Consider the following 20,685-nt stretch of genomic DNA (forward strand, 5'->3'; position numbering starts at 1 on the left):
AGCGGACGCATAAACCTGTTTGCATCATGATCAAGTTGTAAGAGGGAGATTCGTGTGGATGGCAGTCCCGACCGAGGAATCGTTTCCGCAGCTCGTCCGGACGACGAACTCACCTTCCCTCTTTCTGCCGCGCAACTTTCCCTGCTTGTCGCACAACAGCTTCGACCCGAGATTCCCGTCAGCATCGCTCAGTACGTGGACGTGGACGGCCCACTCGACATCGAGCTGCTGACCGCTGCCAGCAAACAGACCGGTCGTGAGATCGGCTCCGGATATCTGCGCCTGGTCGAGGTGGACGGGGTTGCGCGTCAGTGGCTCGATCTCGACATGGACGACTCCCTCGACGTGGTCGATCTTCGCGCCGAATCGGATCCGGAATCTGCAGCGCAGGAATGGATGCGCAGAGAGCACACCACCGCCATCGATCCGTTCACCGATCGTCTGGTCAGGCTGGCAGTCCTGGTGCTTCGCGACGACCATTACTACTGGTACAGCCGTATTCATCATGTGGCGCTCGACGGTTTCGGCGCGATGTCGATGATGAACCGCACAGCCGAGATCTACACCGCCGCGGTGCGGGATCTGCCAGTTCCCCCAGCGGTAACTGCCCCCCTCCAATCGTTGGTGAAGGCAGAGGCCGACTATCTGGGCTCAACCCGGTGGGAACGCGATCGCGACTACTGGAACACCAAGATGGCCGACAAGCCGGGCGGAACCTCGCTCGCGTCCTCGACTGCTCCGTCGCAGGCATGGTCACGCCTACGGTCGGCCACGGTACCTACGGAACTGCGGAGCTCCCTCGAACGGCTGGCCGCCGCCCACGACGTGACGACGTCGTCAGTGGTGATCGGTGCACTGGCGGCTTACCTCGCCCGGGCCACCGGGACCCGCGACGTGGTCCTCAGCCTGCCGGTCTCGGGGCGGACGACAAAAGCTGCTCGCAGGTCCGGCGGAATGATGTCGAACGTCGTCCCGATACGTGCGAGCGTCGATCCGCATTTCGCGGTCGGGGACCTGCTGCACGAGGTGAAGATCGAACTCACCGGCGCACTGCGTCATCAGAAGTACCGCCACGAGGACCTACGACGCGACCTCAACGCCGGTGATCACAGCATCGCCGACGGACGAGGCTTCCACGGGCCGTTGATCAACCTCATGCTGTTCCATTCCGGAATCACTCTCGGGGACGCGCACGGCGAACTGAACGTGATCTCGACCGGGCCGATCGAAGACCTCTCCGTCAACGTCTATCAGACTTCCGCAGCCGAAGAGATCCAGATCGACTTCGCCGCGAACCCAGACCTGTACACCAACGAGGACATCTCGCGTCACCACCGGCGTTTCCTCGAATTCCTCGAATTATTCTGCGCCGCAGAATCGGGAACTCGATTGATGGACATCGACCCCGACGCCGCGGGGAAATGGATCGCCGAAGTCCAACACGCCCGCAACGTCGAGTACTGGTCTGCGACCTTGTCGAACCCCGCCGAGGAGCTGGGTTTGCCGGTCGTCGCCGGAACCGGTCGAACGTCCACGCCCCTCGAGATCGAGGCAGGCCTCTGCCGGAGCCTCGAGACGATGGCGACGACGATGAACACGAGTCTGTTCGTGCTGTTCCAGTCTGCGATGGCCGGACTGCTGCGCCGCGTCGGTTCGGCCGACGAGGTGTCGATCGGCGTCTCGGTCCGAGGGTACGGCGCCTCCAATCCGGACGATTTCGTCTCGATGTTCGCCAACCAGTTGGTGCTTCGCTCGACGGTGTCGAACACCATGACGCTCACCGACCTGGTCGGTGCGGTGGACACCGTCGCAATCGAAGCTCTCGAACACGCAGACATTCTTCTGTCTTCGGTGACCGCCGCACTCGGTGACGGCCGCTGGGTCGAGACGGGCCCGTTGTTCCGGGCGATGGTCTGCTTCGAGGAGCCGCTGGATGCTCACCCGAGATTTCCGGGGCTCATGGTCGGTGCGCCTATCGGATCGGATCTGGCCACCGTGCCGGAACTGTTTGTCTCCCTGGCGATTCCGACTGGTGAGCATGCCGATTTCGATCAGCCGATCTCCGGTGTTCTGGATTGGCTCGGCACGAAGGAGCAAGCCGAGGACCTCGCCGACCGTTATCTACGAATCTTGACCGCGATGGTCGGTGCTCCGCACTCGGCGCTCGGCTCAGTGGATCTACTGCGCCCGGAGGCGCGCCAGGCGCTGGTGCCGCCCGTTCTGCCGATTACCCCGGTCCGAACGCTCTCCGAGATCCTTTCCGACCGCATTCGGGCGACCCCGGAAGCGATCGCCGTTGTCGCGGGCAGCGAGCGCGTGTCGTACCGCGAACTCGATCGACGATCGAATCAGTTGGCGCGCAAGCTCGTCGATCATGGCGTGCGATCCGAGTCGTTGGTCGGAATCATGCTGCCGAAATCCGTGGACATGATCGTTGCCGCTGTCGCGGTAGTGAAGGCCGGCGGCGGATACCTCCCACTCGATCGTGCGCACCCCGCCGAGCGTTTGGCATACGTGGTCGAGGATGCGCAACCGGTGTGCGTCATCTCCGATTCCACTTTCCCGAACTCCGCCTTACCGAACTCTGACGTGGTGGTCGTCGGGGTCGAATCCGACGAGTACTCCGGTGAGAGTCTGGAAACCGATGAGCGCCCGCGCGGACACGGAGCCGACAATCTGGCGTACGTGATCTACACCTCGGGGTCGACGGGCCGACCCAAAGGTGTCTCCGTCACCCACGCCACCGTGGTGCGATTGTTCGAGAACACGCACGTCGAATTCGGATTCGACGGCAACGACGTGTGGACGATGTTCCACTCGTTCGCCTTCGACTTCTCGGTCTGGGAACTGTGGGGCGCGCTGCTCCACGGCGGAACGCTGGTCCTGGTCGATCACGAGGTATCACGCGACCCTGACGCCTTCCGGGCGCTGGTCGCCGCAGAAGGCGTCACCGTGCTCAATCAGACGCCCTCGGCCTTCTACCAGTACATCGAAGCCGACCTTCGAGCCGATTCGGAGACCCGGCTCCGGTACGTGATCTTCGGTGGCGAAGCCTTGGACCTGCGTCGACTCGGGCGCTGGTACGACAATCACCCGGGGTACGAAAGTCACACGGAATCCGCGCCTGCACTCGTCAACATGTACGGCATCACCGAGACGACGGTGCACGTCACCCATCTCGAACTCGACCGGGCGAGCGCGAGTGCGCTGACCGGCAGCCGGATCGGTGACGCGATCGACGGACTTCGTGTGTACCTGCTCGACGAGCATCTCTCCCCGGTCCCGGTGGGGATCGCGGGGGAGATCTATGTCGCGGGCGGTCAACTCGCCCGTGGCTATCTGGGCCGTCCAGACCTCACCGCGGGCCGGTTCGTTGCCGATCCTTTCAATGCCGGCGGACGACGGTTGTACCGGTCCGGCGACCGCGCACGATGGATTGCGCCCGGACAACTCGAGTACCTCGGACGCGGCGACGCGCAGGTCAAGATCCGCGGATTCCGGATCGAACTCGGCGAAATCGACTCCGTCATCCTCAGCGCGCCGGAAATCGACGATGCCGTGACGGTTGTGGCTCCGACGCCGGCGGGCGGCGCTCTCGTGACCTATGTGACCGCTTCCGACGTCGTGGACGCCGACGCCCTCCGAGCTCACGCCGCCGAAGCCCTCCCGACCTACATGGTTCCCGATGCCTTCATGGTCCTCGATTCGATTCCGTTGACCACCAACGGAAAACTGGACCGGCGTGCGCTGCCGTCGCCTATCCTGGCCTCCACCAAGGTCTTCCGACCCCCGACGACCCCGACCGAGGGCAAGGTTGCGGCGGTTCTGGCTGACATCCTGGGTAGTGGACCGCTCGGACTCGACGATAATTTCTTCCATCTGGGCGGAAACTCGCTGGTAGCGACGACGGCGGTAGCGCGCTTGACCGAAGCCACCGGGGTTAAAATGCCGCTGCGTGCACTCTTCGACCATCCCACGGTGTCTGGGATCGCGGCGACGATCGAGCGTGCGGCACAGACCCCGGACGCCGACGGTATTCAGGTCGTGGCCCGGCCGGCTGTACTGCCTCTCGCTCCCGCGCAGCAGCGACTGTGGTTCCTGAACCGCGTGGCACCGGAATCAGGTGCGTACAACATTCCACTGGCGGTGTCGTTGCGCGGCGCCGTCGATCCCGACGCACTCAGTGCCGCGATCGTGGACGTCGTGACACGTCACGAGTCACTACGCACCGTGTTTCCTCAGATCGGGGACAACGCGACGCAGAAGGTTCTGGGCCTGGGCGAGGGGATCGCAGGGCTCGAGTCGATCGACGTGGAACGCGGAAGCCTCGAGAGAGTGATCTTCGAATTCTCTTCGGCCGGTTTCGATCTGGTCCGCGAACGTCCGGTGCGCTACCTGCTGATCACTGTCGCCGCCGAGAAGGAAGGCGATGACGAGGAAGCTGTCCTCGTAGTGGTTCTGCACCACATGGTGGCCGACGGTTGGTCGCTCGCGCCGTTGGCTGCTGATCTCACCGGCGCCTACGCCGCCCGCGTCGGCGGCAACAGCCCGCAGTGGGCACCCCTTCCGGTGCAGTACGCCGACTACACGCTCTGGCACCGAGAACACCTCGGCGACGCGTCATCCACCGATTCACTTGCCCACTCACAGATCGCGTTCTGGAAGCAGCAGCTGGCGGGAGCGCCCGAGCAGCTCCACCTGCCGACGGACCGTCCGCGCGCACTCGACCCGACCATGCGCGGAGCCGGAGTCGACATCAGAATCGGCGCTTCCACGCATCAGAAGCTCGTTGTACTTGCCGCCGATCACGACGCCACGCCGTTCATCGCCCTGCACGCGTGCTTCGCCCTGCTTCTGGCCAGGTACAGCGGCACGGACGACATCGTCATCGGAACACCGGTGGCCGGACGAGGGGACAGATCTCTCGATCTGCTCGTCGGCATGTTCGTCAACACTCTTGCCCTGCGGACCGTCGTCGATCGGGACGCAACGTTCGCCGCATACCTGTCACAGGTCAGGGCCGTCGACGTGGATGCCTTCGACAATGCGGACGTGCCTTTCGACGTCGTCGTGGACGCGCTCGAACTGGACCGCTCGCCCGCACACCACCCGGTCTTTCAAGCGGCCATCACCTCGCGGATAGCCACCACCCACACAGCCGAACTGGCAGGGGTGTCGATGACGGCGCGGGCAGTCGAGACGGGGCTGACCAAGTTCGACCTCGAGCTCACCGTCACCGAACGTCACGAGGCCGGGGCCGCAGCAGGAATCGATGCCACGTTCACCTATTCCACCGACCTGTTCGACAGCGCGACCGTCGAAGCGTTGGCGCGAAACTTCGTGACACTCGTGGAATCGGCAGTGTCGGAACCGACTGCATCGGTTGGTGACCTTCGTGTACTCGGATCGCGGGAGAGTGCCGCGACGTTGCCGCGACGCGGTGTGGCTTCGGTGGGCGAATCGACGCTGGCGCAGATCCTCGGGGACACCGCGAGGACGTATCCCGACGCGATCGCCCTCGAAGACTCCGAGCGCTCACTCTCGTACGGGGAGCTGGAGCGTCGATCGAATCGGATCGCTCGATACCTCATGGACCTGGGAGTCGGCCCCGAGACACCGGTCGCACTGGCCGTCGCCCGATCGGTCGACTCCGTGCTCGCAGTCTGGTCGGTCACCAAAGCCGGTGGCGTTTTCGTCCCGGTCGATCCCCGTTATCCCGCAGATCGAGTTGCGCACATGCTCGAGGATTCGGGTGTGCGGATCGGAATTCGGTCCGCCGAGGTTGCGGCTGGTCCGGCAGCCGGTGGGAACGTCGCAGTCTGGATCGACCTCGGCGACGCGGACACGGTTGCAGAATGTGCCGCCTACTCCGACGCTGCCATCGACGACGCTGACAGAACAGCATCGATCACTGCGGCGTCGGCTGCGTACGTCATCTACACGTCCGGCTCGACCGGAGTGCCGAAGGGCACCGTCGTCACTCACGCGGGTTTGGCCAATCTTGCTCGCGAACAACAGGATCGGTACCGGATCACCGCCGGGTCGCGAACTCTGCATTTTGCGTCACCGAGCTTCGACGGCGCCGTACTCGAGCTACTGCTCGCCGGTTCGACCGGCGCGACGATGGTGATCGCCCCTCCCGAAATCTACGGAGGGGAGGCGTTGAGCGAGTTCCTCCGAAGCCACGAGGTCACTCATGCCTTCATCACTCCGGCTGCGCTGGCGACCGTCGATCCGGCGGGCGTGACGGCACTGGAATGCGTAGTCGTCGGCGGCGACGTGTGCACGCCGGAATTGGTCTCGAGCTGGGGCAACGGGCGCAGACTGCACAACGGATACGGTCCGACCGAAACCACTGTCATGGTTGCCATCAGTGACCCACTCTCACCGGGGGAGCCGATCACCATCGGCGGTCCCATCCGCGGAATCGACGCCGTGGTGCTCGACTCTCGGCTGCAACCGGTCCCGATCGGCGGCGTCGGCGAGCTGTACATCGGTGGGCCGGGCCTTGCACGCGGTTACCACCTTCGTCCCGCGCTGACGTCGGATCGGTTTGTCGCGCATCCGTACTCGACGCCCGGTGCCCGGATGTACCGAACCGGTGACCTGGTCCGCTGGACCAAGGACCTGACCCTTCGCTACGTGGGCCGCAGCGATCATCAGCTCAAGATCCGCGGGTTCCGCATCGAACTCGGCGAGATCGACGCTGCTCTGATGGATTCCCCTCTCGTCCAGTTCGCCACGACGATTCCCGTCGAATCCGCCGCGGGTACCACTCTGGCGTCGTACGTGTTGCTGAGCGGCGACGCTGATATCGAGTCGCTGTTCGTGGGACTCGCCGACACGCTACCGCGGTACATGATTCCGTCGTCGATCACCCCGATCGACGCCATTCCGTTGACTCCGGTCGGCAAACTCGATCGCAGAGCGTTGCCGACGCCGATACCGCGCGAAATCCTCGGAACGGGCCGTGAACCCGAGGCCGGACTCGAACGAACCGTTGCCGACGTGTTCGCTTCACTGCTCGACGTGCCCGAGGTCCGGGCCGGAGACAGCTTCTTCGATCTCGGGGGCAACTCGCTCGTCGCGACGCAGGTGTCCGCGCGGTTGAGCGCAGCGACGGGACTCACGGTGGACGTTCGCTCGATCTTCGAATCACCGACCGTCGAAGCTCTCGCTGCGCGTCTGGCGGCGAGCGCCGAAGAGTCAGACGATCGACCTGCCCTGAGCGCCGGTGCTCGCCCTGACCGCCTACCGCTCTCCGCAGCGCAACAGCGCCTGTGGTTCGTCAATCGCTTCGATCCGCAGTCCTCGGTCTACAACATTCCGTTCGCGATCCGCATCACCGGCGACCTCCACGGCGATGCACTCGAGGAGGCGCTTGCGGACGTCATCGCACGCCACGAGGTACTTCGAACGATCTACGTCGACAGCGCGGACGGGCCGAGCCAGGTCATCCGAGCGCTTTCCGACATGCAGTTCTCCGTCGAGCGCTACTGCGGCTCCGAAGGTATCGACGCGGCGACGAGGGAGTTTGCGGCGCGGGGGTTCGATCTTGGTTCGGATCTGCCGATTCGGGCACTGCTCGTGCGCGTGGACGCCGACGCTCACGTACTGGTCGTCGTCATCCACCACATTGCCTTCGACGGCTGGTCGCTGACTCCTTTTGCCGCAGATTTCATCGCGGCGTACTCGGCGCGCTCTGTCGGAGATGCACCGGTTTTCACGCCGCTCGACGTGCAGTACGCCGATTACGCGCTGTGGCAGCAAGACTCGCTCGGACAGATCAACGATCCGGAGTCTCTGGTTGCCCGCGAGCTGACGTTCTGGACAGCTGCCATGGCTGGCGCCCCGGACGAGGTACTGCTACCGGTGGATCGCCCACGCGGATCTGTCACCACGACCGCCGTCGGATCGGTGCCGATCGTCATCGACGCGGCGACGGCGGAGCGACTCGGCGCCCTGGCGCGGCGCAGTGGCATGACGCAATTCATGGTCGTACACGCGATCTTGGCGGTTGTTCTCGCCCGTCTCGGTGCAACCGACGACGTGGTGATCGGGACTCCGGTAGCGGGCCGCGGGCGACCCGAACTGGATTCCCTGATCGGGATGTTCGTCAATTCGGTACCGCTTCGCACACCGGTCGATCACCGAGCGCCCTTCACCTCTTTGCTCGAGGCCGTCCGTGAACGCGACCTTGCCGCCTTCGCGCACCCCGAGCTGCCCTTCGAGGTGCTGGTCGACGCCCTCGACCTCGACCGGTCCACCACGCGCCACCCACTGTTTCAGGTCATGCTGTCGTTCCACCAGAATATGGTCTCGCCGCAGGTCACGGTCCACGACGCGCATCTCGAGGCGCAGCCACTCGAACCGTCCGTCGCGAAATTCGACCTCGAGTTCACCCTGCTGGCCGGCGATTCCGAGAACACGGAGATCACCGGGTCGCTCAGGTTTGCCGAGGCGCTCTTCGACATTTCCACCGCAGAATCGATCGCCGCTCGTGTGGAGTCGGTGGCCCGCGCCGTCGCCGCCGAACCGGACACGGCGATCGACGACATCGAATTCCTCAGCACCCTCGAGCGGGCGTCGCTGATGCCGGTTCGAGGTCCGGCGTGGACGGCCTCGCGTACCTTGGCCGAAATTTTGACGCGGACCGCCAACCTTTCAGGCGATTCGGTGGCCCTTCGATCCGGTGACACCACCGTGCTCTACCGAGATCTCTTCGCCCGTGCATCGGCGCTTGCCCGCCGTCTGACCACGGAAGGGATCGGTGCCGAAGACATTGTGGCGATCGCGATTCCGCGCTCGATCGACTCGATCGTCGCCTTGTGGGGCGTTTCCTTGACTGGCGCCGCGTTTGTTCCGGTCGATCCGCGATACCCCGCCGATCGCATTCTGCACATGCTCACCGACTCCGGAGCCACGCGCGGAGTGACCACAGAAGCGGTGATCGAATCACTGCCCCGCCCGGTTCCGTGGATGACGATGGACGACATCTACGGCGACGGTGTCGGGCAGCCGGTTCCGGCCGCGCCGATCCGAATCGACAACCTCGCCTACATCATCTACACCTCCGGATCGACGGGAAAGCCCAAGGGCGTCAGCGTCACTCATCGTGGCCTGAGCGCATTGGCGGCCGAGCAGACGGCGCGTTACGGCATCTCGGCGCAGTCGCGGACGCTGCACTTCTCCTCACCGAGCTTCGACGCGTCCATCCTCGAACTGCTGCTCGCAGTCGGTGAAGGCGCGACGATGGTGATCGCCTCTCCCGACGTCTACGGCGGCCAGGACCTAGCCGAATTGGTCACCGATCACCAGGTGACCCACGCGTTCATCACACCGGCAGCGCTGGCCTCGGTCGATCCCACCGGGCTGGACGTCCTGCAGTCGATCGTTGTCGGCGGCGAGGCATGCCCACCCGAACTGGTCCGCAAGTGGGCACCGGGTCGCCGATTGTTCAACGGCTACGGGCCGACGGAAACCACCGTCATGGTCTGCATCAGTGATGCCTTGAGCGTGGGGGAGACCGTGACCATCGGCGGGCCCGTCCGCGGCGTGTCCGCGGTAATTCTCGACGGCTCGGCTCAGCCGGTACCCGTCGGGGTCACCGGTGAGCTCTACATCGCCGGCCTGGGACTTGCCCGCGGCTACCTCGACCAACCCGCCTTGACGGCGACGCGATTCGTGGCAGCGCCGTTCGGCCCGGCCGGCACCCGCATGTACCGGACCGGTGACTTGGTTCGGTGGACGCCGCTCGAGACGATCGAATACGTTGGACGCTCCGATCACCAGGTGAAAGTGCGCGGATTCCGCATCGAACTGGGCGAGATCGACTCCGTCCTCAGCACTTACCCCGGCGTCGAGTTCGCGGTCACCGTGGGCGTCGACGCAGCTTCCGGTGAGACGATGTTGGCGTCGTACGTAGTGCTCGGTGCCGATGCGGTCGAGATGGACGAGTTGCTGAACCATGCGCGCCGCTCACTGCCCGCCTTCATGGTGCCGTCGGCGATCACCCCGATCGATCACGTACCGCTGACCCCCGTCGGGAAGCTCGACCGATCGGCATTGCCGGCGCCGACACTGCGTTCGTCCGAGCGAAGTGTCGAGCCGCTGACGACCGCGACCGAACTCCAGGTTGCCGGCGTCGTGGCGGAACTGCTGGGTATCGAACAGATCGGTGCGTCGGACAGTTTCTTCGAACTCGGTGGCAACTCACTGCTCGCCACCAGACTTGTCCAGCGACTCGGCGAGTCGTTGGGCAGGCAGGTACCTGTCCGAATGCTGTTCGAGCACCCCGAAATTCGGGAACTTGCCACCGCGCTCGACACATCCGCCGGGGCGAAGGCGCTACCACCGATCACCGCCGTAGACCGCCCCGAGCGAATTCCGCTGTCCTACGCGCAAGCACGCATCTGGTTCCTCAACCAGATGGATCCCGGCTCACCCGCGTACAACGTCCCTGCTGCGATCTCCCTCGACGGTGCACTCGACGTCCCGGCCCTCGAAGCTGCTGTCCTCGACGTGATCGAAAGACACGAAATCCTGCGCACGGTGTTCCCCGACTCCGACTCCGGCCCGCACCAGGTGATCCAGGATGCATTCACCTCGCTCGAGTACGGAAATGCGGACACCCGTGAACCGGCAGAGCTCGCCAGAGAATTCGCGTCGCGTGGATTCGACATCACGACCCAAGCTCCCGTTCGCGCGCTCCTGCTCGAATCGACGCCGCAGCACCACACACTTGTCATCGTGATCCACCACATCGCGGCGGACGGATGGTCGATCGCGCCGTTGATGAAGGACGTGCTCACCGCCTACGTCGCGAGAAGTTCGGGACACGCTCCCGAGTTCACCGCGCTCGAGGTGCATTACGCGGACTTCGCCATCTGGCAGCGGGAAGCGCTGGGCGCGGTGAACGAATCCGCGAGCGTGCTCGGGGCACAGGCGTCGTATTGGCGGGAGACGTTGCGGGGCGCACCTGAATTGATCGACCTTCCGAGCGATCGAGCGCGCCCGCTCACCCAGTCGTTGAGCGGTGCCCACACCGCGGTCTCGCTTCCGGCGCACACCCGGATCGCGGTCGAGGCGGTTGCTGGAGCCAATGCGGCGACGCCGTTCATGGTGCTGCACGCTGCCTATGCCGTCCTGCTGTCCAGGCTGAGTCGAAGCACCGACATCGTGATCGGATCTCCGGTCGCCGGGCGAGGACACCGAGTTCTCGACGACCTCGTGGGAATGTTCGTGGGCACGGTGGGACTGCGCACGACGGTCGACCCCGGGTCGACGTTCGTCGACGTTCTGCGTACTGTCCGCTCCGTCGATCTCGACGCCTTCGCCCACGCGGACATTCCGTTCGAGCAGGTCGTGGACGTGGTGGCGCCGACCCGGAGCACCGACCGTCATCCGGTGTTCCAGACGATGATCTCGTTCCACGGCGCCCACCCGACGACGTGGGACCTGCCTGGACTTGCCGTTCGTGCCCACGAGATCACACCGGACATCGCCAAGTACGACCTGCAGTTCACCGTTGTCGAACAGACCGCGGAGGAAGGCGGCGGCTACGAGGCCTCCCTCACCTACGCGAAGGATCTCTTCGACACCGATACGGCGGAGTCGTTTGCAGTGATGCTGGAAACGATCGTCGAGACACTGACTGCCCAGCCCTCCGCCGTCGTCGGTGACGTGGATCTTGCGGGACGTGGCCTGCGTGCGTTGCCCGGACGTCCGGCCGGCGATGCTTTGACCCTGCCGGAGTTGCTGCTTCGCGGCGCTGCCGATCCGCACGCCCCGGCAATCGTCGACGTCGCCACATCCGTCACGCTCACGTACGGCGAACTCGACCGACGCTCCGACGCTATGGCGTTTGCGTTGATCGCTCGCGGAATAGCGCCGGAAATGATGGTGGCACTGGCGCTTCCGAGGTCGGCCGACTATGTGATCGCGCTCTGGGCCGTAGCGAAAGCCGGCGGAGTGTTTCTTCCCGTGGATCCGGCGTACCCCGCCGAGCGGATCGAGCACATGCTCACCGACAGTGGAGCGGTACTCGGTATCACCAGGGGCGAGTATGCGGCCGACCTTCCGGGCGTCACATCGTGGATCGAGTTGGATGCGATCGAATTCACCACCGAAATCGAGGCAGTCCATTCCGAGACACTGCCGGACGCGCCACTCGAGTTCGACAACCCGGCCTACTTGATCTACACCTCGGGCTCGACAGGAAAACCCAAGGGCGTGTTGGTCACTCACGCGGGACTGGCAGCGTTTGCCGACGAACAGCGGGAGCGTTTCGGCGTCACCGCGCACTCTCGCGCTCTGAGCTTCGCCTCGACGAGCTTCGACGCGTCGGTTCTCGAGCTCCTTCTGGCTTTCGGCGCCGGCGCAACGATGGTGATAGCGCCGCCGACAGTTCTCGGCGGTGTCGAATTGCACGAACTGCTCGACGAGCAGACGATCACCCATGCTTTCGTGACTCCAGCCGCCTTGGCGACTGTCGATCCCGCCGGGCTCGACCATCTCGAAGCCGTCGTCGTCGGCGGCGACGCCTGTTCCGCCGACCTCGTATCTCGGTGGGCACCGGGGCGCCGAATGTTCAACGCGTACGGCCCGACCGAGGCCACCGTCGCAGTCACCATCAGTGATTCGCTGGTCGCGGGGGAGCCTGTGACGATCGGCGGCCCGATCCGCGGCGTGGACGCGATGATTCTCGATTCCCGACTGCACTCGGTTCCCGGCCAGGTCGTCGGTGAGCTCTACGTCAGCGGCGACGGTCTCGCCCGCGGGTACCTCGGCAACCCCGCACTCACAGCCGCGCGCTTCGTCGCCGACCCGCATGGACCCGAAGGCGCTCGGATGTACCGCACCGGGGATCTTGTGCGCGAAGATCGCTCAGGGGCACTGATCTACCTCGGACGTGCAGACCACCAGGTCAAGATCCGAGGGTTCCGAATCGAACTCGGAGAAATCGACGCGGTGCTGGCAGCGGAAGCGTCCGTGCATTCGGCTGTCAGCGTCGTCGTCGGGGAGGGCGTCGACGCTCGGATCGTCGCGTACGTCGTCCCGGCACATGCGGACTTCGACGCCGCCGCGCTGCGCCGTCACGCAGGTATATCGCTGCCTGCGCACATGATCCCGTCCGCTGTTGTCGTGATCGGCGCAGTCCCGACCACACCGGCGGGCAAGCTCGATCGCAGCGCTCTGCCTGCTCCCAACTGGGAGTCGCCGAGTGGACGCAGTCCGGAAGGCAGCGACGAGATTGCGATCTGCGCTGCTTTCGCGGAGGTACTCGATCTCGCCGACGCAGAGACCTTCGCCGATTCGAGTTTCTTCGAACTCGGTGGAAACTCGCTCATGGCAACGCGTTTGGTCGCTGCCATCAAGGAACGCACCGGCCTGACCGTCCCCGTCGCATGGATTTTCTCCGACCCGACTCCGGAGGCATTGGCGCGCAGACTCTTCGAACTCGAGGCAACAGTTGTGACAAGTGACGCGGATACCTCCGCACTTGCAGTAGTCCTGCCACTACGTCCGGAAGGCCACGCCGAGCCACTGTTCTGCATCCATCCGGCCATCGGATTGGCCTGGTGCTACGGAGCGCTCGATCGCTACGTCGACTCCAGCCGGCCGCTCTACGGCCTGCAGTCGCCGGTCCTGACGGACTCCGAATTTCGGGCGGAGCTGATCGAGGACTTCGCGGCGCGGTACGTCGAGGAAATTCGAGGAGTTCAGCCGCACGGTCCGTATCACCTGCTGGGGTGGTCGATCGGCGGATTGATCGCTCACGCGGCGGCGGTGCAGTTGCAAGCCGCGGGTGAGAGCGTCGCCGACCTGATTCTGCTCGACAGCTTCGTTCTCGAAGACCCGACGATGGCAGGCGCGCAGCCTTCTCTCGCCGAACTGATCGGCGGGTTGGGGATCTCGGTCCCGGACACCGGCGAGCGTGATCTGACATCCGAGGACGCCGAAGCACTCTTGCGCGAAGCCATCGGCGATCACCCTTTGGTCTCGAGCGATCGGATCGAGCGACTGTTCGAGGAATACTCCGCCGGCGCCGAACTGGCTCACCGATACCGCCCGGGCAAGTTCGTGGGCGATCTGCTGTTCTTCTCGGCACACGCCGACACCTTCGACCCGCTGCGAACCGCGTCGGCGTGGCGACCGTTCGTCTCCGGGGTGATCATCGACCGTCCGGTGCCCACGTCACACGCCGAAATGTTCACCGAGGCAGGTCTGGAGGCGATCGGACCCGTGATCAACCTTGCGGTCGGAACGGGTCGTCACGCGGCCCCGGACGTCGACGCAGAGTTGGACGCTCTGATCGAGGTCCAAGACGTGCGCGGCTGACTCAGGCTCGTTTCTTCCTCGGTGTGGTCGACTTCGACGAGCCGGCCTTGGAGGCGTTCGACTTCGCTTCGTCCACACTGCGCTGCAGTGCGGCAACCAGGTCGACCACCTCCGCATCGGTGCCCTCTTGGTCGACCTCGGCGGCGGGGATGACCTTCTTGCCGCCGTTCTCGATCATCTCGTCGAGCAACTGCCGCAGTTGGAGCTGGTAGTCGTCGGTGAACTCGGTCGGATCGAAATCGCCCGCCATGCTCTCGACGAGCGTCTGCGCCATCTTCAGTTCCTTCGCCTTCGGCTTCTCCGCGTCGTCGAGGGAAGGGAACTCTGCTGCGCGAACTTCGTCGGGCCACAGCAACGTCTGGATCACCAGGACGCCGTCGCGAGCGCGCATCGCGGCCAGGCGCGTCTTCTGTCGCAGAGTGAAATGCACCAGTGCTGTTCGATCACTCTCGGTGAGTACAGTCGAAAGCAGAACGTATGCCTTCGGCGACGCCGAATCCGGTTCGAGGAAGTAACTCTTCTCGAACAAGATCGGATCGATCTGATCGTTCGGCACGAATTCCAGCACCGGAATCTCGTGCTTCTCCGCGGCCGGGAGTTTGTTGAAGTCCTCGTCGCTCAAGATGACGCGCGATCCGTCTTCCGAGTCGTACGCCTTGTCGATGTCCGCGAACTGAACCGTGTTTCCGCACTCGGAACACACACGGTTGTACTTGATGCGGCCACCGTCTTTTGCATGGACCTGGTGAAATCGGATGTCGTGGTCCTCGGTCGCCGAGTACACCTTGACCGGGACGTTGACCAGACCGAAGGCTATCGAGCCTTTCCAAATCGAGCGCATGCCTCCCATGATGGTCGCCGCCGGCCGTTTGCGCGAGACAAACGATCACGGTTGATCCCGAACCGTTGCGTGTGGATGGGTCGGTTCGGGGCGTATCGAGCGGGTATCCGCTTCGAGAACCCGACTCGCACACCTGGGGGGACGCTCCGATGAGAATCCGAACCTACCGTCGACGCGTCACCGCGGCGCTGGCGATTTCACTGGTTCCACTGCTGTTTGCGCCTTTGCCCGCGAACGCAGATCCGGCACGCACCGTAACCATCAGCGTCCACTCCGATGCGATGGGCCGCGACATTCCACTCGAGGTGATCCTCCCCGCCGACACGAGCGCCCCACGGCCCACGTTGTATCTGCTCAACGGCGCCGGTGGTGGCGAGGACAGTGCAACGTGGGAAGGACGGACCGATGTCGTGGACTTCTTCGCCGACAAGAACGTCAACGTCGTGACGCCGCTGGAAGGAGCGTTCAGCTACTACACCGACTGGCAGAAAGACGATCCCGTACTCGGGCGCAACAAGTGGCAGACGTTCCTCACTCGCGAACTGCCGCCCGTCATCGATGCGCAGTTCGGTACCAACGGGGTCAACGCCATCGCGGCGATTTCGATGACGGCGACGTCGGTACTCAATCTCGCGATCTCGGCACCAGGGCTTTATCGGAGTGTCGGGGCCTACAGCGGGTGCGCGGAGACTTCCACCCAGCCGGGTCAGGACTATGTGCGGTTGGTGGTCGGCGCGCGGGGTGGCGCTGATCCGACAAACATGTGGGGACCGTTCGACGGTCCGGGGTGGCGCGAGAACGATCCGGTCGTGAACGCGGAGAAGTTGCGGGGGACCGCACTGTACGTTTCCACCGGATCCGGGCTGCCAGGTCCGCACGACAACCTTCAGGCACCCGATGTGAACGGAAATCCCGGAGCCCTCCTTAATCAGATCGTCGTCGGCGGCATCATCGAATCCGCGGTCAACGGGTGCACGCACGGCTTGGCGGACCGACTGAACGCACTGGGCATCCCCGCGACCTTCGACTTCAAGCCGACCGGAACCCACTCGTGGGGCTACTGGCAGGACGACCTACACAATTCCTGGCCGATGATCGCCGGCTCGATAGGAGCGCAGTAGTCGGTCCGGAGTGCTCACCTCAGAAACGGCGCGCGCATCAACGTCTTTCGGACGTGCCACGGTGACGATCGGAACAGGGTTGCCATCACCTTCGCCGTCGCGGACGCGTCCCGCCGATCGGACAGGTAGGACCGCTGAGCCTCGACCGGTAGATCGAAGAACGTGTCGAAGAATGTCGCGACCTCTCTCGAGCCGAGGGTGAGAAGTGCGTTCAGGCCAACGCGGCGAAGGGCAGACACCGCCTTGGCCGACCGCGGCCAGAGCGCCGCGTTGGGATCTCCACCGCCGGCGATTGCTTTGGCGACAGCGTCTGCCTCGGCGAGTGACGAGGCAACGCTGTATCCGGTTCCCGGATGCATCAGACCGCCTCGCCCGCCGAAACGGAGTACACCGTCGGGGAACGACTCCTTCGGGCCTTCGACTGCAAAACGGACCCGCTCGACCGGTGCGTCGTCGGGGACTTCGCAGCCCCGATTGCGAAGCCGGGTGCGCAGACGCGCTTCGAGTTCGCGGAGCCCCAACGCCGGCCGGCCGACGAGGCAGGTCTCCTCGAGGAGAACTCGCTCGTCATCGAGTGGGACCGCATAGAGAAACGACGGAGTGTCGGCGTCGGAGGCGCCGTTGTCTGTTCGCCAGTCCATGAACCAGGCTTCGCCACCACCCAGAATCGGATCGGCCAGAGCGCGGTCGACGATCACTCCGAAGGCGGTCTGCTGGGCGGTTGTCACCGTCAGTTCGGTACCCCGGGCGTCGATGACGACGGAACCTGTCAGCTGCGATCCGTCCACGCACAGGACGGCGGTAGGTGACAGTGTTTGAGCACGCAAGGCTCTGAACTGTACGGATGTGCCCGAGAGAAATGATTGCAGTAAAGATGTATTCAATACGCAATATGTGCGATCAAGCGTTTTCTGTCTGCGGGTCCACACGCTCGGGCGTTCGATCCGGCTTGCGATCACATCGATCGGCAGCCACGACGGCAGCTCGTCAGCCCACGCCGAATAGGTCGGCGTCCACACCCGATGGGGATGCGGATCGACAACGACGACGGTGAGTTGCCGGGCGATACAGCGGGTGGCGAGTGCCCGCCCGGCCGGGCCGCCACCGACGATCACCACGTCGGCGGAAGAGTTGTCTGTGCTCACGACCGGCGCACTACATCGATCCCGTTGCGAGCAGACCGCCGTCGACCCGGACCGTTTCGCCCGTGATCCACGCCGCCGCGTCGGAGACGAGGAAGCCGACCAGACCGGCAACGTCCTCGGGGGTGCCGAGCCGCTTCATCGGGTAGCCCGCCGACGCCTTGTCCTCGCCGGCAGCGACCAGGGCTGCCGCGAACTGCGTCTTGACGATCCCGGGAGCTACGGCGTTGACACGAATCTTCGGTCCCAGTTGCCAGGCCAGTTCTTCTGTCAGGCGGATGAGCGCAGCCTTCGACGCGCCGTACGCGGCGATGACGCCCGTCGACCGGATCCCGGCCACACTTGCCAGGTTCACGACGGCTCCACCGTGTTCGCCCATCCATGCCCGATGTGCTTGTTGGACGTAACCGAGGGCGGCAACCACATTCACGTCGAAGATCTTGCGCACGGCGTCGAGGTCCGCTTCCATGAGCGCACCGAAGACGGGGTTGATTCCGGTGTTGTTGACCAGAATGTCGAGTGAACCGAATTCGGACACGGCGCGGTCGACGGCACCGGAGCGGGCTTCGGCATCGGCTGCGTTGCCCGCGAATGCGACGACCTTTCCGCCGTGCCCCAGAGCGGACAGCTCGGATGCGGCGGCCTCGAGGGGCTCCGGCTTGCGGGCTGTGATCAAGACGTCGGCACCGCGAGCGAGGAGTTCGGCGGCGACAGCTTTGCCGATTCCGCGACTTGCGCCGGTGACGATGGCGGCACGGCCTTCGAGGTCGCGAGGACGAGTGCTGTTTTCGCTAGTCATGTCCCGAACGTTAGCGGACTCACACGCTGCTGGTCGGAACGACCGTCAGGTCACGGTAAAATCGATAGTTCTTGTGTCTGTAGTCAGGCATTGTTTACCCGTATTCGTCGTTTTTCCTGAGGAGTTTGCTTGATTACCGCCACTGACCTCGAAGTTCGTGCCGGTGTCCGCACCCTTCTCACGGCTCCCGGGCCTTCGTTGCGCATCCAGCCGGGCGACCGGATCGGACTCGTCGGACGTAACGGAGCCGGAAAGACGACCACACTGCGCATCCTCGCCGGCGAAGGTGAGGCATATGCGGGAAGCGTCGTACGTACCGGTGAACTCGGATACCTCCCGCAGGACCCCAAAGAGGGCGACCTGAGCGTCCTCGCCAAGGACCGGGTTCTCTCCGCACGTGGCCTCGACACGATGCTCCGCGAGATGGAGAAGCAGCAGATTCTGATGGGCGAGGTGCTCGATCAGGAATCGCAGGACCGCGCGGTCAAGAAGTACGGTCAGCTCGAGGATCGGTTCTCGGCCCTCGGCGGATACGAAGCCGAGAGTGAAGCTGCACGCATCACCAGCAGCCTCGGTCTCGAAGACCGTATTCTCGGGCAGCCGCTCAGCACGCTGTCCGGCGGTCAGCGTCGTCGCGTCGAATTGGCGCGCATCCTCTTCGCCGCCTCCGACGGCAGCGGTGCCCGCTCGGACACGACTCTGCTGCTCGACGAGCCCACCAACCACCTCGACGCCGACTCCATCACCTGGCTGCGTGGCTTCCTCCAGAACCACGAGGGTGGACTGGTGGTCATCAGCCACGACGTCGACCTGCTCAACGACGTCGTCAACCGCGTGTGGTTCCTCGACGCCGTCCGCGGTGAGGCCGACGTCTACAACATGAACTGGAAGAAGTACCTCGACGCTCGTGCCACGGACGAGCAGCGTCGTCGCCGCGAGCGCGCCAATGCCGAGAAGAAGGCCGGTGCGCTGCGGATTCAGGCCGCCAAGATGGGCGCAAAGGCAACCAAGGCCGTCGCGGCTCAGAACATGGCCAAGCGAGCCGACAAGTTGATGGCGAACCTCGATGCCGAACGTGTCTCGGACAAGGTTGCGCGGATTCGTTTCCCCGAACCCGCCGCTTGTGGCAAGACTCCGCTGATGGGCAAGAACCTCACCAAGGTGTACGGCTCGCTCGAGATCTTCACCGGTGTCGATCTCGCGATCGATCGTGGGTCTCGTGTGGTTATCCTCGGACTCAACGGTGCAGGTAAGACCACGCTGCTCCGCATCCTCGCGGGCGCGGAGAAGGCGGACGCTGGTGAGCTGATCGCCGGTCACGGACTCAAGGTCGGCTACTTCGCTCAGGAGCACGACACCCTCGACGACGACGCGTCCGTGTGGGAGAACATCCGCCACGCCGCGCCGGACACAGGGGAGCAGGAACTGCGTTCGCTGCTCGGTGCCTTCATGTTCACCGGCCCTCAGCTCGAACAGCCGGCCGGAACGCTCTCGGGTGGTGAGAAGACGCGTTTGGCTCTGGCCGGTCTGGTGTCTTCGGCTGCCAACGTTCTGCTTCTCGACGAGCCCACCAACAACCTGGACCCGATCTCGCGCGAGCAGGTGCTCGATGCGCTCCGCAGCTACACCGGTGCCGTCGTCCTGGTCACCCACGATCCGGGTGCTGCCGAGGCACTCAACCCTGAGCGAGTCATCCTCCTGCCCGACGGCAACGAGGACCACTGGTCGCAGGAATACCTCGAGCTGATCCAGCTCGCCTAACCCCCTGTGCGCCTTTTTGGTAGTGGGAACTACCAAAAAGGCGCACAGGGGCGAAGCCCCTCAATCTCTCCGCCGCACCGATTCCTCGACCAGATCGAGAACCGCTGACAGGTTGTCGACGCCGTGGCCGGAGGCGATTCTCGCGACCAGGCCGTCCATCACCAGATCCAGGTATCCGATCAGAATTTCGGTGGGGACGTCGTCACGGAGTCTGCCTGCCGATTTCTGTCTGGCGAGACGCGCACTGGTCGCTTCCGTCAGTTCTACGGAGCGCTGTGACCACTTCTCGCGGAAATCGGCGTCGTTGCGCAGTCGACGCGCTATCTCCAGTCGCGTTCCCAGCCAATCGAATTGGTCGGGCTGCGCGAGCATGTCCCGCATGACCTGGACGAGGCCCTCTTCGGCGACGACATCTGCCATCCGGCTCGCATCCTCGCTTGCGAGAGCGAGGAACAGGCCGTCCTTGTCCTTGAAGTGATGGAAGATCGCTCCGCGGGACAAACCGGTGACTTCTTCGAGACGGCGAACTGTGGCGCCGTCGTAGCCGTATTCCGCAAAGCAGCGGCGGGCGCCGTCAAGGATCTGACTGCGCCGTGCCGCGAGATGGTCTTCACTGACCTTGGGCACGGGCATCCCTCCTTTGTCGGGTTGCCTGTGAACACTTTCGGCCGTAGGCGCTGA

7 protein-coding genes are annotated in these 20,685 nt (G+C 64.4%); 3 read left to right on the forward strand and 4 right to left on the reverse strand.

Annotated elements, in window-relative coordinates:
- Window positions 1-54 precede the first annotated feature (54 nt).
- Window positions 55-14,340: an amino acid adenylation domain-containing protein gene (locus ACVZUB_RS14800; protein WP_482628517.1), complete on the forward strand. Its 14,286-nt coding sequence runs from the start codon at window positions 55-57 to the stop codon at window positions 14,338-14,340.
- A 1-nt stretch (window position 14,341) separates the two neighbouring features.
- On the opposite strand, the gene ku is transcribed toward ACVZUB_RS14800, so the two are convergent.
- Window positions 14,342-15,181: a non-homologous end joining protein Ku gene (gene ku, locus ACVZUB_RS14805; protein ID WP_007727895.1), complete on the reverse strand. Its 840-nt coding sequence runs from the start codon at window positions 15,179-15,181 to the stop codon at window positions 14,342-14,344.
- Between the two features lie 149 nt (window positions 15,182-15,330).
- Here ku and ACVZUB_RS14810 point away from each other — a divergent pair, with 149 nt between their 5' ends.
- Window positions 15,331-16,302 carry an alpha/beta hydrolase gene (locus ACVZUB_RS14810; RefSeq protein ID WP_341514290.1) on the forward strand — a complete coding sequence of 324 codons (972 nt, stop codon included), beginning with the start codon at window positions 15,331-15,333 and terminating at the stop codon, window positions 16,300-16,302.
- A gap of 14 nt (window positions 16,303-16,316) precedes the next feature.
- Here ACVZUB_RS14810 and ACVZUB_RS14815 read toward each other — a convergent pair whose 3' ends face one another.
- Together ACVZUB_RS14815 and ACVZUB_RS14820 are read right to left on the reverse strand one after the other, a co-directional pair.
- Window positions 16,317-17,447 (reverse strand): lycopene cyclase family protein, encoded by a 1,131-nt coding sequence (locus tag ACVZUB_RS14815; protein WP_341514291.1) that lies wholly within the window; start codon window positions 17,445-17,447, stop codon window positions 16,317-16,319.
- Between the two features lie 10 nt (window positions 17,448-17,457).
- Window positions 17,458-18,243 carry an SDR family oxidoreductase gene (locus ACVZUB_RS14820; RefSeq protein ID WP_081557863.1) on the reverse strand — a complete coding sequence of 262 codons (786 nt, stop codon included), beginning with the start codon at window positions 18,241-18,243 and terminating at the stop codon, window positions 17,458-17,460.
- Between the two features lie 129 nt (window positions 18,244-18,372).
- Between ACVZUB_RS14820 and ACVZUB_RS14825 the strand changes: the two genes are divergently transcribed.
- Window positions 18,373-20,004: an ABC-F family ATP-binding cassette domain-containing protein gene (locus tag ACVZUB_RS14825; RefSeq protein WP_003944932.1), complete on the forward strand. Its 1,632-nt coding sequence runs from the start codon at window positions 18,373-18,375 to the stop codon at window positions 20,002-20,004.
- Window positions 20,005-20,064: 60 nt separating this feature from the next.
- On the opposite strand, the gene ACVZUB_RS14830 is transcribed toward ACVZUB_RS14825, so the two are convergent.
- On the reverse strand, window positions 20,065-20,631 hold the full coding sequence (locus ACVZUB_RS14830; protein WP_003944970.1) for a TetR/AcrR family transcriptional regulator: 567 nt from the start codon (window positions 20,629-20,631) through the stop codon (window positions 20,065-20,067).
- Between the last annotated feature and the right edge of the window lie 54 nt (window positions 20,632-20,685).

The sequence above is a fragment of the Rhodococcus sp. OS5 genome, from assembly GCF_056837585.1.

Bases quoted from the DNA above. Each gene is read 5' to 3' on its own strand.
- ACVZUB_RS14820 (WP_081557863.1), bottom strand. From the start codon at position 18,243: ATGACTAGCGAAAACAGCACTCGTCCTCGCGACCTCGAAGGCCGTGCC.
- ku (WP_007727895.1), bottom strand. From the start codon at position 15,181: ATGCGCTCGATTTGGAAAGGCTCGATAGCCTTCGGTCTGGTCAACGTC.
- ACVZUB_RS14810 (WP_341514290.1), top strand. From the start codon at position 15,331: ATGAGAATCCGAACCTACCGTCGACGCGTCACCGCGGCGCTGGCGATT.